Source organism: Cellulomonas sp. NPDC055163 (assembly GCF_053607065.1).
Genome location: NZ_JBSGSU010000005.1, coordinates 1 through 13,480, shown reverse-complemented (window position 1 = coordinate 13,480; position 13,480 = coordinate 1). Strand labels below are relative to the sequence as shown.

Annotated in this window: 14 protein-coding genes; 11 read left to right on the top strand and 3 right to left on the bottom strand. The window is 74.4% G+C overall.

Features of this window, described 5'->3' with window-relative positions:
- Positions 1-18 precede the first annotated feature (18 nt).
- Entirely contained in the window at positions 19-1,119 is a 1,101-nt protein-coding gene (gene zapE / locus ACWFNE_RS10615) for a cell division protein ZapE (RefSeq protein WP_452122390.1), read from the bottom strand.
- 386 nt (positions 1,120-1,505) lie between these two features.
- Here zapE and ACWFNE_RS10610 point away from each other — a divergent pair, with 386 nt between their 5' ends.
- From ACWFNE_RS10610 to ACWFNE_RS10560, 11 genes are read left to right on the top strand one after another with little or no spacing between them, the layout of a single operon-like run.
- On the top strand, positions 1,506-3,164 hold the full coding sequence (locus tag ACWFNE_RS10610) for a nitrite/sulfite reductase (protein ID WP_452122389.1): 1,659 nt from the start codon (positions 1,506-1,508) through the stop codon (positions 3,162-3,164).
- Positions 3,161-3,319, top strand: coding sequence for an eL43 family ribosomal protein (locus ACWFNE_RS10605; RefSeq protein ID WP_412867775.1), 159 nt, complete (start codon positions 3,161-3,163; stop codon positions 3,317-3,319). Before ACWFNE_RS10610 ends, ACWFNE_RS10605 begins: the two co-directional genes overlap by 4 nt.
- The gene (locus ACWFNE_RS10600; protein WP_452122388.1) at positions 3,316-4,020 is read left to right on the top strand and encodes a phosphoadenylyl-sulfate reductase; all 705 of its coding nucleotides are present in this window, start codon (positions 3,316-3,318) and stop codon (positions 4,018-4,020) included. Before ACWFNE_RS10605 ends, ACWFNE_RS10600 begins: the two co-directional genes overlap by 4 nt.
- Entirely contained in the window at positions 4,017-4,964 is a 948-nt protein-coding gene (gene cysD / locus ACWFNE_RS10595; protein WP_452122387.1) for a sulfate adenylyltransferase subunit CysD, read from the top strand. Before ACWFNE_RS10600 ends, cysD begins: the two co-directional genes overlap by 4 nt.
- A gap of 11 nt (positions 4,965-4,975) precedes the next feature.
- Entirely contained in the window at positions 4,976-6,349 is a 1,374-nt protein-coding gene (locus ACWFNE_RS10590) for a sulfate adenylyltransferase subunit 1 (protein ID WP_452122386.1), read from the top strand.
- Positions 6,350-6,394: 45 nt separating this feature from the next.
- Positions 6,395-7,510: an ABC transporter substrate-binding protein gene (locus ACWFNE_RS10585; protein ID WP_452122385.1), complete on the top strand. Its 1,116-nt coding sequence runs from the start codon at positions 6,395-6,397 to the stop codon at positions 7,508-7,510.
- 4 nt (positions 7,511-7,514) lie between these two features.
- Positions 7,515-8,336 (top strand): ABC transporter ATP-binding protein, encoded by an 822-nt coding sequence (locus tag ACWFNE_RS10580; protein WP_452122384.1) that lies wholly within the window; start codon positions 7,515-7,517, stop codon positions 8,334-8,336.
- Positions 8,326-9,246 carry an ABC transporter permease gene (locus ACWFNE_RS10575; RefSeq protein ID WP_452122383.1) on the top strand — a complete coding sequence of 307 codons (921 nt, stop codon included), beginning with the start codon at positions 8,326-8,328 and terminating at the stop codon, positions 9,244-9,246. The genes ACWFNE_RS10580 and ACWFNE_RS10575 overlap by 11 nt, the downstream gene beginning before the upstream one ends.
- Before the next feature lie 14 nt (positions 9,247-9,260).
- Positions 9,261-10,667: a uroporphyrinogen-III C-methyltransferase gene (gene cobA / locus ACWFNE_RS10570; RefSeq protein WP_452122382.1), complete on the top strand. Its 1,407-nt coding sequence runs from the start codon at positions 9,261-9,263 to the stop codon at positions 10,665-10,667.
- Positions 10,668-10,671: 4 nt separating this feature from the next.
- Positions 10,672-11,481 carry a dihydrofolate reductase family protein gene (locus ACWFNE_RS10565; protein WP_452122381.1) on the top strand — a complete coding sequence of 270 codons (810 nt, stop codon included), beginning with the start codon at positions 10,672-10,674 and terminating at the stop codon, positions 11,479-11,481.
- The gene (locus ACWFNE_RS10560) at positions 11,478-11,963 is read left to right on the top strand and encodes a hypothetical protein (protein WP_452122380.1); all 486 of its coding nucleotides are present in this window, start codon (positions 11,478-11,480) and stop codon (positions 11,961-11,963) included. The genes ACWFNE_RS10565 and ACWFNE_RS10560 overlap by 4 nt, the downstream gene beginning before the upstream one ends.
- A 130-nt stretch (positions 11,964-12,093) precedes the next feature.
- Here the strand turns inward: ACWFNE_RS10560 and ACWFNE_RS10555 are convergent, their stop codons facing one another.
- The gene (locus tag ACWFNE_RS10555; RefSeq protein WP_452122379.1) at positions 12,094-13,380 is read right to left on the bottom strand and encodes a carboxylate--amine ligase; all 1,287 of its coding nucleotides are present in this window, start codon (positions 13,378-13,380) and stop codon (positions 12,094-12,096) included.
- The coding region (locus ACWFNE_RS10550; RefSeq protein ID WP_452122740.1) for a hypothetical protein at positions 13,377-13,480 on the bottom strand (104 nt) is incomplete at its 5' end. The genes ACWFNE_RS10550 and ACWFNE_RS10555, both read right to left, overlap by 4 nt.

Genomic DNA, 13,480 nt, shown 5'->3' with positions numbered 1-13,480 from the left:
CGGCGGCGGGGCGCCCGCTCAGACCGTCGCGGTCGTCCGCCCGACCTCCGCGAGCGCCCCGAGCCGCGAGAGCGCCCGGTAGTACTTCTTGCGGTAGCCCCCGGCCAGCATCTCCGCGGAGAACAGCTCGCCGGCGTGGCCGCCGCCGAGCAGCACGGGCACGTCACGGTCGTAGAGCCGGTCGACGAGCACGACGAGCCGGAGCGCGACGTCCTGCCCCGGCACAGGTCGCACGCCGGTGAACCCGGCGAGCGTCACGCCGTCGAGGAGCGCGCCGTACCGGCTCGGGTGCACGGTCGCGAGGTGCTCGAGCAGCGCGTCGAACGCGTCGAGGCTCGCGCCGGGGACGCGCGACGCCGCGGCCCGGACCGCGGCGTCGTCGAGCGGCGCGGTGTCGGTCACGACGGCGCGGTGGCGGTAGTCCTCGCCGTCGACGCGCAGGACCTCGAAGCGGTCCGCGAGCGCCTGGATCTCGCGCAGGAAGTCCTCGGCGGCGAACCGGCCCTCGCCGAGCGACCCCGGCAACGTGTTGGACGTGGCCGCGAGCGCGACCCCGCGGTCGGCGAGCTCGCGCAGGAGCCGGGACATCAGGACGGTGTCGCCCGGGTCGTCGAGCTCGAACTCGTCGATGCAGACGAGCCTGCGCCGCCCGAGCGCCTCGACCGTGGGCCCGAAGCCGAGGGCGCCGACAAGGTTGGTGTACTCCACGAACGTGCCGAACGCGGCGTGCTCGCCGTGCTCCTTCGCGAGCGAGGCGAGCAGGTGGGTCTTGCCGACTCCGAAGCCGCCGTCGAGGTACACCGCGGGCGGTGCGGTGCGGCGCGCGGGCCGCCACCAGGGGCGGTCGGTGCGGGCGCCGACCTCCCCGGCGACCTCGCGGAGCCGGGCGAGCACGTGTGCCTGGCTCGCGTGCGCGGGGTCGGGCCGGTAGGTGTCGAAGGACTCGTCGGCGAAGTGGCGCGGCGGCACGAGCTCGGCGAGGAGCCGCTCGGTCGGCACCGCGGGCCGGCGGGACGTGAGGCTGGTGACGACGCCGGGCGTCGGAGCGGGTGCGGCAGCCGCCGGAGCGGGTGCGGCGGCGGGCGCCGCGGGTGCGGTGTCGTGCGCGGGGGTGCTCATCACCTCCAGCGTACGGCGGCGCGACCGAAGCCGCCGCGCCCGGCGGAGACGCTGGTGAGGGGTGTCCCTGACCCTCGGACGCCCGTCCTGGTCCGCATGACGACACCGGCCGTCCCGCATCGCGACCACGGCGTCTCACGTGCTGGTCACGCTCTCCCCTGAACGGGTTACGTCGGTCATCCTCGTCAGGTGCTGAAGTCGCCGATGTGTCCGTGCTGTCGCCCCTGTGGCGGCGCTGCGGACGCGCGCACCTTCTGCTGCTGTCCGCGGATCGCCTGAGTCGACCCGTCCCTTTCTGTGCCGGGTGCTCGCCCCGTCCCGGCACCCCGCCCCCAGCGGCGGCAGGACGTGGCCCGCGCGCCCACGATCCCCGGAGGTAGCGCCCGATGGCGCAGACTCGGATCGCCCCGCCGGCGACCAAGAACGAGGGCCAGTGGGCCTTCGACCAGCGTGAGCCGCTCAACGCGAACGAGCAGTTCAAGCAGGACGACGACGGCCTGAACGTCCGCCGGCGCATCGAGGAGGTCTACTCGCGCGACGGCTTCGCGTCGATCCCCGGGCAGGACCTGCGCGGGCGCATGCGCTGGTGGGGCCTGTACACGCAGCGCAAGCCCGGCATCGACGGCGGCAAGACCGCGACCCTCGAGCCGCACGAGCTCGACGACGAGTACTTCATGCTCCGGGTCCGCTGCGACGGCGGCCGGCTGTCGCTGGCCCAGCTGCGCACGGTCGGCGAGCTGTCGACCGAGTTCGGGCGCGGCACCGCCGACATCACCGACCGGCAGAACATCCAGCTGCACTGGGTCCGCATCGAGGACGTCCCCGAGATCTGGCGCCGCCTCGAGGCCGTCGGCCTCACGACCCAGGAGGCGTGCGGCGACGTGCCCCGCGTCATCCTCGGCTCCCCCGTCGCGGGCGTCGCGGCCGACGAGATCATCGACGGCACGCCGGCGATCGACATCATCCAGGGCCAGTACATCGGCGATCCGGCGTACTCGAACCTGCCGCGCAAGTTCAAGACCGCGATCAGCGGCTCCCCGCACCACGACGTCGTGCACGAGATCAACGACGTCTCGTTCGTCGGCGTCGTGCACCCCGAGCTCGGCCCCGGCTTCGACCTGTGGGTCGGCGGGGCGCTCGCGGCGAACCCGATGCTGGCCCGGCGCCTCGGCGCGTTCGTCCCGCTCGAGGACGTCCCCGACGTGTGGGCCGGCGTCGTCGGCATCTTCCGCGACTACGGCTACCGCCGCCTGCGCAACCGCGCGCGCCTGAAGTTCCTCATGGCCGACTGGGGTCCGCAGCTCTTCCGCGACGTTCTCGAGCAGGAGTACCTCGGTCGCCGCCTCGTGGACGGGCCCGAGCCCGCCGCTCCCCCGCTCGGACGCCGGGACCACGTCGGCGTGCACCCGCAGGTCGACGGCCGCTTCTACGTCGGCGCCGCCCCGAGCGTCGGGCGGATCAGCGGGCCGCTGCTGACGGAGGTCGCCGACCTCGTCGAGCAGGCCGGCAGCGGCCGGGTGCGGCTGACCGTCGAGCAGAAGCTCGTCGTGCTCGACGTCGCCGCCGAGCGGGTCGACGCCCTCGTCGACGGCCTCGAGGCCCTCGGCCTGCAGGTGCGCAACGCGTCGACGTTCCGCCGCGGCACGATGGCCTGCACCGGGATCGAGTTCTGCAAGCTCGCGATCGTCGAGACCAAGGCGCGCGGCGCGGCGCTCGTCGACGAGCTCGAGCGGCGCCTGCCGACGTTCGAGCACCCCCTGACGATCAACCTCAACGGCTGCCCGAACTCGTGCGCCCGCATCCAGGTCGCCGACATCGGCCTCAAGGGTGCGCTCGCGGGCGGCGAGGAGGGCTACCAGGTCCACCTCGGCGGGAGCCTCGGCGTCGACAGCCACCTCGGCCGGACGCTGCGCGGGCTGCGGATCGCCGCGGAGGACCTGCCCGACTACGTCGAGCGCGTCGCGACCCGGTTCGACCACGCCCGCCTCGACGGCGAGTCCTTCGCCGAGTGGGCGCTGCGCGCCGAGGAGGCGGACCTGCGATGAGCGAGACCGACTCCGGGCACGTGACGCCGTACTACTGCCCGTTCTGCGCGGGCGAGGACCTGCGGCCGGCGGGGCCGCGCGGCGGCGAGTGGGAGTGCCGGGGGTGCACCCGGGTGTTCAGCGTGAAGTTCCTCGGACTAGTGGTGGGGTCATGAGCACCGTCGTGCACGACAAGGACGCGCTGCGCACGCTCGCGGAGCGCGCCGGCGCCGAGCTCGAGGGCGCCCACCCGTCCGAGATCCTCACGTGGGCGGGCGAGACGTTCGGCGGTGACCTCGTCGTCGCCTCGTCGATGGGCGACGAGGTGCTCGTGCACCTCGCGAGCCGCGCGGTGCCGGGCGTCGACGTGATCTTCCTCGACACCGGGTACCACTTCGCGGAGACCATCGGGACGCGCGACGCGTTCGCCGAGACCACCGACATCCGGCTGCGGACGATCCTGCCGCTGCGCACCGTCGCGGAGCAGGACGCCGAGCACGGGCCGCGGCTGCACGACCGCGACCCGAACCTGTGCTGCGCGCTGCGCAAGGTCGAGCCGCTCGAGCGCGGGCTCGCGCCGTACGGCGCGTGGGTCACCGGGATGCGCCGCGAGGACGCCCCGACGCGCACCGACATCACGGTCGTCGGCTGGGACGCCAAGCGGGACAAGGTCAAGCTCAACCCGCTCGCGGCGTGGACGCAGGACCAGATCGACGCCTACGCGACCGAGCACCAGGTCCTGCTGAACCCCCTGCGCCAGCTCGGCTACGTGTCGATCGGGTGCGCGCCCTGCACGCGCCCGGTCGCCCCGGGTGAGGACCCCCGCGCCGGACGCTGGTCGGGGAAGGACAAGACGGAATGCGGGCTGCACACATGAGCACGGACGTGACCACGACAGCGCCGGCCCCCGCCGACGCCGCCCTCGCGCGCCCCCTGACGCAGCTCGAGGCGCTTGAGTCCGAGGCGATCCACATCTTCCGCGAGGTCGCCGGGGAGTTCGAGCGCCCGGTGCTGCTGTTCAGCGGCGGCAAGGACTCGATCGTCATGCTGCACCTCGCGCGCAAGGCCTTCTGGCCCGCCGCGGTGCCGTTCGCGGTCATGCACGTGGACACCGGGCACAACTTCCCCGAGGTCATCGACTACCGCGACACCGTGGTGGCCGAGCACCGGCTGCGCCTCGTGGTCGCGAGCGTGCAGGACGCGATCGACTCGGGCGCCGTCCGGGAGCGCCCCGACGGCTCCCGCAACGCGCTCCAGACGGTCCCGCTGCTCGACGGCATCACCGCGAACGGCTTCGACGCCGTGTTCGGCGGCGGGCGCCGCGACGAGGAGAAGGCCCGCGCCAAGGAGCGCGTGTTCAGCCTGCGCGACGAGTTCGGCCAGTGGGACCCGCGCCGCCAGCGCCCCGAGCTGTGGGACCTGTACAACGGCCGCCACGCGAAGGGCGAGCACGTACGCGTGTTCCCGCTCTCGAACTGGACCGAGCTCGACGTGTGGCGCTACATCGAGCGCGAGGGGATCCCGCTCCCGGAGATCTACTACGCGCACGAGCGCGAGGTGTTCCAGCGCGACGGCATGTGGCTGGCCCCGGGCGACTGGGGCGGTCCGCGCGGCGACGAGGTCGTCGAGCGACGCCAGGTCCGGTACCGCACGGTCGGCGACATGAGCTGCACCGGCGCGGTCGAGTCGGACGCCGTGACGGTCGCCGACGTGATCGCCGAGGTCGCCGTGAGCCGGCTCACCGAGCGCGGCGCGACGCGCGCCGACGACCGGGCGTCGGAGGCCGCGATGGAGGACCGCAAGCGCGAGGGCTACTTCTGATGGGGACGACGATGACGCAGCAGGACCACGACGAGCGCGCCGACCCCGCGGCAGGGCTCGCGGCAGGGCAGGGCCCCTCGACGCACCACGAGCGCGACCTGCTCCGGCTCGCCACGGCGGGCTCGGTCGACGACGGGAAGAGCACGCTCATCGGGCGCCTGCTCTACGACACCAAGTCGGTGCTCGCCGACCAGCTCGCCGCCGTCGAGCGCGCCAGCCAGGCGCGCGGCGGTGAGGTCGTCGACCTCGCGCTGCTCACCGACGGTCTGCGCGCCGAGCGCGAGCAGGGCATCACGATCGACGTGGCCTACCGGTACTTCTCGACCGCGACGCGCGCGTTCGTGCTCGCGGACACCCCCGGCCACGTCCAGTACACGCGGAACATGGTGACCGGCGCCTCGACCGCCGAGCTCGCGATCGTGCTCGTCGACGCGCGCAAGGGCGTGCTCGAGCAGACGCGCCGGCACGCGACCATCGCGGCGCTCCTCGGCGTCCCGCACGTCGTGCTCGCGGTCAACAAGATGGACCTCGTCGGCTTCGACGAGGCGACCTTCACCGCCATCGCCGACGAGTTCACGCTCTACGCCGCCGGCCTCGGCGTGCACGACGTGCGGGCCATCCCCCTGTCCGCGCTCGCGGGCGACAACGTCGTGGACCGCTCGGTGCGCACGCCCTGGTACGCCGGGCCCACGCTGCTCGAGCACCTCGAGGCCGTCCCGGTCGACCGCGACCCGACGACCGAGCCGCTGCGCTTCCCGGTGCAGTACGTGATCCGGCCGCAGACGCCGGAGCACCCCGACTACCGCGGCTACGCGGGCCGGATCGCGTCCGGGGTCGTGCGGGTCGGTGACGACGTCGTGGTGCTGCCCTCGGGCCGGCGCACGAGCGTCGTCGGGATCGACACGTTCGACGGCGGGCTCGACGTCGCGCACGCGCCGCAGTCCGTCACGCTGCGCCTCGCCGACGACGTCGACATCTCCCGCGGCGACGTGCTGGCGCCCGTCGAGGACGCCCCCGTCACCGGCGCCGACCTCACCGGGACGCTGTGCTGGCTCGCGGACTCCCCCTCCGTCCCCGGGGCTCGCGTGCTCGTGCGTTCGGGGACCCGCACCGTGCGCGCGATCCTGCGCACCGTCGACTCGCGCCTGCACATCGACACCCTCACCGTCGAGCCGGGGGTCGACCGGCTCGCGCTCAACGACATCGGCACGGTGCAGCTGCGGCTCGCCGAGCCGATCGTGCTCGACGACTACGCCGAGCACCGGCGCACAGGCGCGTTCCTGCTCGTGGACCCCGCCGACGGCACCACCCTCGCGGCCGGGATGGTCGGCCCCTCGACCGTCGTCGGGCTCGCCGGTGCGGAGGAGCGATGTCGCGCGCTCTGACCTGAGCGCCCCCGTCATCCCCTCCCCCCGAAGGACACCCCTGCCATGACCGCCCTCCGTCGTCCTCGTCGTACCCACCGCACGACCCGCGCCCTCGTGGCCTCCGCCGCCCTCGTCGCCGTCCTCGCCGCGTGCTCGTCCGCCGGCGAGGCCGCCGCGCCCGCCGACTCCGCCGCGACCGCGGGGTCCGGTGACGCCGAGGCCCCCGAGCTGCGACTCGGGTACTTCGCGAACATCACGCACGCCACCGCGCTCGTCGGGGTCTCCGACGGCACGTACGCGGAGACCCTCGGCGACACCGAGCTCCAGACCGAGATCTTCAACGCCGGGCCGGCGGCGGTCGAGGCGCTCTTCAGCGGCGCGATCGACGCGACGTACATCGGCCCGAACCCCGCGATCAACGCGTTCGCGAAGTCCGACGGCGAGGCCGTGCGCATCGTCGCCGGCGCGACGTCGGGCGGCGCGCAGCTCGTCGTCCGCGAGGGGATCGACGACGCCGAGGACCTGCGCGGCACGACGCTGGCGACCCCGCAGCTCGGCAACACCCAGGACGTCGCGCTGCGGGCGTGGCTCCTCGACCAGGGCCTGAAGACGTCCGTCACCGGCGGGCAGAACGACGTCGAGATCACCCCGCAGGAGAACGCGCAGACCCTCGACCTGTTCAAGCAGGGCACCCTCGACGGCGCCTGGCTGCCCGAGCCGTGGGCGTCGCGCCTCGTGCTGGAGGGCGGCGCGAAGGTGCTCCTCGAGGAGAGCGAGCTGTGGCCCGAGGGCGACTACGTCACGACCCACCTCATCGTGGCGACCGAGTTCCTCGAGCAGTACCCGGGCACCGTCAAGAAGCTCCTCGAGGCCCAGGTCACGACGAACGAGTGGATCGAGGCCAACCCCGAGGAGGCCGCGACGCTCGCGAACACGGCGATCGGCGACCTCACCGGCAAGAAGCTCGGCGACGACGTGCTGGAGCGCGCGTGGCCGAACCTGCGGATCACCAACGACCCGATCGCGTCGTCCCTGCAGACGTCGGCGGACCACGCCGCCGCCGTCGGGGTCTCCGACGAGGTCGAGCTCGACGGGATCTACGACCTCGGCCCCCTCAACGCGGTCCTCGCCGAGCGCGGTCTCACCGCGGTCTCGGCCGCGGGCCTCGGATCGGAGTAGAGCCATGACGAGCGTCTCGACCGCGGCCGCACGGTCCGCGACCACCGCGGCGGGGGGGAGCACGCCCGCCGCCGGGGGGGCACCCCGCCCGGCCGTCCGCCTGACCGGTGTGAGCAAGCACTTCGGCGACGCGAGCCGCCCGCCGGTGCTCGACCGGATCGACCTGGACGTCGCGCCCGGCGAGTTCGTCTGCCTGCTCGGTGCGTCCGGCTGCGGCAAGTCGACGCTCCTGTCGCTCGTCGCGGGGCTCGACGCGCCGAGCGACGGCACCGTCGAGGTGCCCGACGGCCGCCCCGCGCTGATGTTCCAGGAGCCGGCGCTGTACCCGTGGCTGACCGCGGGGCAGAACATCGAGCTCGCCCTGCGGCTGCGGGGCGTCGGCCGGGTGGCACGGCGCGCCGAGGCCGAGCGGCTCCTCGAGCTCGTGCACCTCGAGGGGTCGCACCCGAAGCGCGTGCACGAGCTCTCCGGCGGGATGCGCCAGCGCGTCGCGCTCGCCCGGGCGCTCGCCCAGGAGGGCCGCGTGCTGCTCATGGACGAGCCCTTCGCCGCGCTCGACGCCATCACGCGCGACGTCATGCACGACGAGCTCACCCGCATCTGGCGCGAGACGGGCCTGTCCGTCGTCTTCGTGACGCACAACGTGCGGGAGGCCGTCCGGCTCGGGCAGCGCGTCGTCCTGCTGTCCTCCCGGCCCGGGCGCATCGTGCGCGAGTGGTCGGTCGACCTGCCGCAGCCGCGCCGCATCGAGGACACGGGCGTCGCCGACCTGTCCGTCGAGATCACCGACCACCTCCGACGGGAGATCGCCCGCCATGGCCGCTGACCTGACGCACACCGACGGCGCCGACACCCGGGGCGCCGCCCGCGGGGACGACGCACGGGCCCTCGAGGCGGGGCTCGACGCGCTCGACACCGCGGTCGTCGCACCCCGACGCAGCGCCGCGGGAACGGCGTGGTCGGCGTTCTGGCCGACCGCCCTCGCCCTCGTCGTGTTCGTCGCGATCTGGCAGGCGCTGTACTCGGCGGGCATCAAGCCGTCCTACGCGCTGCCGGGCCCGGCCGACGTGTGGGCGACGTTCGTGACCATGGTCCAGGACGGCACGGCGCTCAAGGCCAGCGCCCTGAGCCTGCAGCGCGGCGGCATCGGCTTCCTCGTGTCCGTCGTCGTCGGGACGCTGCTCGGTGTGGCGATGGCGACGATCCCACTGCTGCGCCGGGCGCTCGGGCCGATCGTCACCGGCCTGCAGTCGCTCCCGTCGATCGCGTGGGTCCCCGCGGCGATCATCTGGTTCCAGCTGAGCAACACCGCGATCTTCGCGGTCGTGCTGCTCGGCGCGATCCCCTCGATCGTCAACGGGCTCCTCACGGGCGTCGACCAGGTGCCGCCGCTGTTCCTGCGCGTCGGCCGCGTGCTCGGGGCGCAGGGGTGGGACCGGATCCGCTTCGTCCTCCTGCCGGCCGCGCTGCCCGGCTTCCTCGGCGGGCTCAAGCAGGGCTGGGCGTTCGCGTGGCGCTCGCTCATGGCCGCCGAGCTCATCACGAACACCCCGCGACTCGGCACCGGCCTCGGCCAGGTCCTCAACCTCGGCCGCGAGGTCAGCGACATGTCCCTGGTCGTCGCGGCGATCCTGCTCATCTTCGCCGTCGGCATCGCGATCGAGCTCCTCGTGTTCTCCCCGCTCGAGCGGCGCGTGCTGCACGCGCGTGGTTTGACCGGCCTGGCAGGCCAGTGACAGGGTCCGCTCCCGTGCGGCTCCCTCTCCTGCTCGACGTCCGTGACCGGCTCGTCCTCGTCGTCGGGGGCGGCCCGGTCGCCGCTCGCCGTGCCGCCGGGCTCGTCGAGGCCGGCGCGCGCGTGCGGGTCGTCGCACCCGAGGTCGTCGACGAGCTCGCGGCGCTCGCCGCCCGGGGCGCCGTGACGCACGAGGCCCGCCGCTACGCCTCGGGAGACCTCGACGGCGCGTGGCTCGCGTACACCGCGACCGGGCACCCCGAGACGGATACCCGCGTAGCGGCCGACGCCGACGCGGCCCGCGTCTGGTGCTCGAAGGGCGGCGACCCCGCGGCGTCCCGCGCCTGGACCCCGTCGGTGGCCCGTGCGGGTGACGTGACCGTGGCGGTCGGCGCGGGCGGGGACCCCCGTCGCGCGGCCGCGATCAAGGACGCCGTCGCCCTCCTGCTCGACACCGGCGCGCTGCCCGTGCGCCGCCACCGTCCCGGCCCCGGCTCCGTCGCGCTCGTCGGCGGCGGGCCCGGCGCACGCGACCTCATCACGACGCGAGGGCGCCGGCTGCTCGCGGAGGCCGACGTCGTCGTCGTCGACCGGCTCGCGCCGCGCGAGCTGCTCGACGACCTCGACCCCGACGTCGAGGTGGTCGAGGCCGGCAAGACCGCCCACCGGCACACGCTGACCCAGGACCAGATCAACGCCGTCCTCGTCGAGCGGGCGCTCGCGGGCCGGCGTGTCGTCCGGCTCAAGGGGGGCGACCCGTTCGTGCTCGGGCGGGGCAGCGAGGAGGTCCTCGCGTGCGTCGCCGCCGGGGTCTCCGTCGAGGTCGTACCGGGCGTCACGAGTGCCATCGCGGTCCCGGGCGCCGCGGGGATCCCGGTCACGCACCGCGGGCTGTCGCGCCAGGTGACGATCGCCTCGGCGCACGAGGCGCAGCCGGACTGGGGCTCGCTCGCCGCGCTCGAGGGCACGCTCGTCCTGCTCATGGGCGTCGGCCAGCTGCGCGACCAGGCCGCGCGCCTCGTCGAGCACGGCAAGGACGCGTCGACCCCCGTCGCGATCGTCGAGCGCGGGACGACGCCCGAGCAGCGCACGACGCGGGGCACGCTCGCCGACATCGCGGACGCGGCCGACGCCGCGGGTGTGCGCTCCCCCGCGGTCATCGTCATCGGCGAGGTCGCCGGGCTCGTGCTCGACGCCGCGCCCGGACCCGCGCCGGGCGCGCCGGGGACCGACCGCGGCAGCGGCGCCGGCGCCGGGCCTGACGTGCCGGGCGACGCCGAGCCGTCGGACATCGGGCCGTCGCGGCGCGAGTCGTCCGGTGTCGAGCCACCGCCCGCCGAGCCACCGCCCGCCGAGCCGGCACCCGCCGAGCCGCCACGGGTCGAGCCGCCGGGCGTCGAGCCGGGCGCCCCCGCAGACTGACCCTGTGCCCGCACCCACGTTCGACGTCCTCCTGCCGCTCGCCCGCGCGGGTGACCGCCTCGCACCCGACCCCGACGAGCGGTCACTGCTCGACCTCTACGCGCACCCCGACCCGGCACCCGGCCGGCGCAGCAGCGTCCGGGCGGCGATGGTCTCGACGCTCGACGGCTCCGCGACCGGACCGGACGGCCGGTCCGGCACGATCAACAACGCCGCGGACCACCGCGCGTTCGTCGTCCAGCGCGCCGTCGCGGACGTGCTTCTCGTCGGAGCGGGCACGGCACGGGCGGAGGGGTACCGCGAGCTGCCGCTGCCCGAGCCGCTGCGCGCCGCCCGGGTGGGCCGCGGCCAGTCGCCGGACGTCACGCTCGCGCTCGTGTCGCGGTCGGGCTCGATCCCGGAGGACCTGCTGCACTCGCCGTCCGCCCCGCTCGTCGTCACGTCGGCCCGGAGCCCCGGGCTCGCGGCCCTGCGCGCCTCGGTCGGCGCCGAGCGGGTCGTCGTGGCGGGCGACGAGGACGTGGACCTCGCCCGCGCGCTCGACGGCCTGGCGGAGCGCGGGCTCGTGCGGGTGCTGGCCGAGGGCGGTCCGCACCTGCTGGCCGACCTCGTCGCGGCCGACCTCGTCGACGAGCTGTGCCTCACGACCAGCCCCGTGCTGGTCGGGGGCCCGGGTCCGCGCGTGCTCGACTCGGGGACGTGGCTCCCGGCCGCCGTCGCGGCGACCCCCGTGCACCTGCTGCACTCCGACGGCGTGCTCGTGGGCCGCTGGACGCTCGCGGGGCGGACCCGCGCACTAGGCTCCACCACGTGACTGACACGATCCTGGTCCTGACCGAGGACACGCTCGCCTCCGCCGACGTCGCGCACATCGTGTCGCTGCACGAGGGCGAGACGCTCGCGTACCGCGTCCTCGTACCCGCCGACACCGAGCGCAACCTGCTCGTCTCGCTCATCGACCAGCTCAGCCTGGGCGAGCTGCGCGAGGCCCTCGACACGGTCCGCGGACGCGAGCCCGAGCCGCGCACCGCACGCGCGACCGCCGCCGACCAGCTGGCGGAGAGCCTCGCCGCGTTCGCGGAGGCGGGTCGCGACGCCGCCGGCGAGGTCGTCTCCGACGACCCGCTGCCCGCGCTGCGCTCCGCGATCGCGCAGGGCCCGGTGCGCGAGGTCGTCGTCGTGACCTACCCGCACGCGGTCGAGGACACCTTCCACCGCGACTGGGCGTCGCGTGCGCGCGACGAGCTCGACGTCCCCGTGCTGCACCTGTACGCGGGGACCAGCGAGCTGGGCTGAGCGCCGGCAGCTCCCGAGCCGGCGCCACCCCCGCACCCGCACACCACGACGCCGGGCCCCCGAGAAGGGGACCCGGCGTCGTGCGTGCGCCCCGGGCGCTCCGGCCCGGTGCTCCCGGGACCGGCGGCGGTCAGAACCCCGTGCCGGTCAGCTCCGGGTAGTGGGTCCGGAACTTGCGCACCTGGTTGACGAGCGCGAGCGTCACGTACGCGACGCGCTTGGGTCCGGAGTCCTGCGCGTACCGCAGCGGGTGCGCGACGGCGCCCGCCTTGATGAGGCCCTTGACCTTCGCCGCGAGGGCGGGGTCCGCGACGTACCTGAGCAGCAGGCGGTGCGGGACGATCGCGTAGAGGATCTCCTTCTCGACGACGACCGGCTCGACGGCACGGCCCTCGACGCGGTCCTCCACGAGGAAGCGCATCGGGTTCGCCCCGGCGGCCGTGACGTAGTAGTTGTTGCGGCCGATGCGCGGGTTGACCTCGAAGAAGCGGTAGGACCCGTCGCGCGGGTCCACCTTGACGTCGAAGTTGGCGAAGCCGACGTACCCGGTCTCCGTGAGGAAGCGCCGGGCCTGCTCGAGCATCGGGTCGATGCGGGTCGTGATCATGGCCGCGGGGTTCCCGAGGCCCGACGGGGTGTGCTCCTCGAGGAGCACGTGCGCCGAGCACAGCAGCGTGATCTGCCCGCGGCTGTCGACGTACGCGGTGATCGAGCGCATCTGCGTGTCGTCGCCGGGAATGAGCTCCTGGACCACGAAGCGACCGCGGAACCCGGCGCCGGCGAGCGAGACCCAGAGCCGGTCCAGCTCGGCGGGCTCGCTGATCTCGAAGACCTTCTTCTTGCCCTCGAACTCGACGTCCTGGTAGTCCGCGCTGCTCGCCGCCTTCGCGATGAGCGGGTACGTGATACCGGCCGGGACGGGCACCGGCTGCCATCCGGGCTCGCCGGCACGGGCGAAGTCCTGCACCACGGTGCGGGGCACGGAGATGCCGATCCGCTCGCAGATCTCCGCGAACGTCGCCTTGTCGGAGATCTGGTCGAGCAGGTCCGCGCTCAGGAACGGGACCACGTAGTACGGCTCGAGCTCGTCGCGGTGCTGCACCACGACGCGGACCAGCCAGTCCGAGTTCGCCATGAGCACGAGCCGCCGCCCGGTGAGCCCGCGCGCCACCTCGACGAGCGTGTCGACGAGCTGGCGCGGGTCGTGGCCGTCGGCAACGAGCACGTTGTCGACGATGCGCGAGTCGGCCACGGGGCCGAGCGCGGCGCCGCTCACGACGATCGAGCGGACGCCGTAGGCCTCGTGGAACGAGCGGGCGAGGGCGTAGACGCCGATGTCGGCGCCGAGGATCACGGGCTGGAGCGGGCCGGTCGACGCCGTGACGGCGTCGACCGGCTCGGGGGCGGTGTCGTTCACGTGGTGCTCTCGGTGCGGTCGAGGGTCCATTCGGTGTGGAAGGTGCCCTCGCGGTCGGTGCGGCGGTAGGTGTGGGCGCCGAAGAAGTCGCGTTGGGCCT

Bases quoted from the DNA above. Each gene is read 5' to 3' on its own strand.
- zapE (WP_452122390.1), bottom strand. From the start codon at position 1,119: ATGAGCACCCCCGCGCACGACACCGCACCCGCGGCGCCCGCCGCCGCA.
- ACWFNE_RS10610 (WP_452122389.1), top strand. From the start codon at position 1,506: ATGGCGCAGACTCGGATCGCCCCGCCGGCGACCAAGAACGAGGGCCAG.
- ACWFNE_RS10605 (WP_412867775.1), top strand. From the start codon at position 3,161: ATGAGCGAGACCGACTCCGGGCACGTGACGCCGTACTACTGCCCGTTC.
- ACWFNE_RS10600 (WP_452122388.1), top strand. From the start codon at position 3,316: ATGAGCACCGTCGTGCACGACAAGGACGCGCTGCGCACGCTCGCGGAG.
- cysD (WP_452122387.1), top strand. From the start codon at position 4,017: ATGAGCACGGACGTGACCACGACAGCGCCGGCCCCCGCCGACGCCGCC.
- ACWFNE_RS10590 (WP_452122386.1), top strand. From the start codon at position 4,976: ATGACGCAGCAGGACCACGACGAGCGCGCCGACCCCGCGGCAGGGCTC.
- ACWFNE_RS10585 (WP_452122385.1), top strand. From the start codon at position 6,395: ATGACCGCCCTCCGTCGTCCTCGTCGTACCCACCGCACGACCCGCGCC.
- ACWFNE_RS10580 (WP_452122384.1), top strand. From the start codon at position 7,515: ATGACGAGCGTCTCGACCGCGGCCGCACGGTCCGCGACCACCGCGGCG.
- ACWFNE_RS10575 (WP_452122383.1), top strand. From the start codon at position 8,326: ATGGCCGCTGACCTGACGCACACCGACGGCGCCGACACCCGGGGCGCC.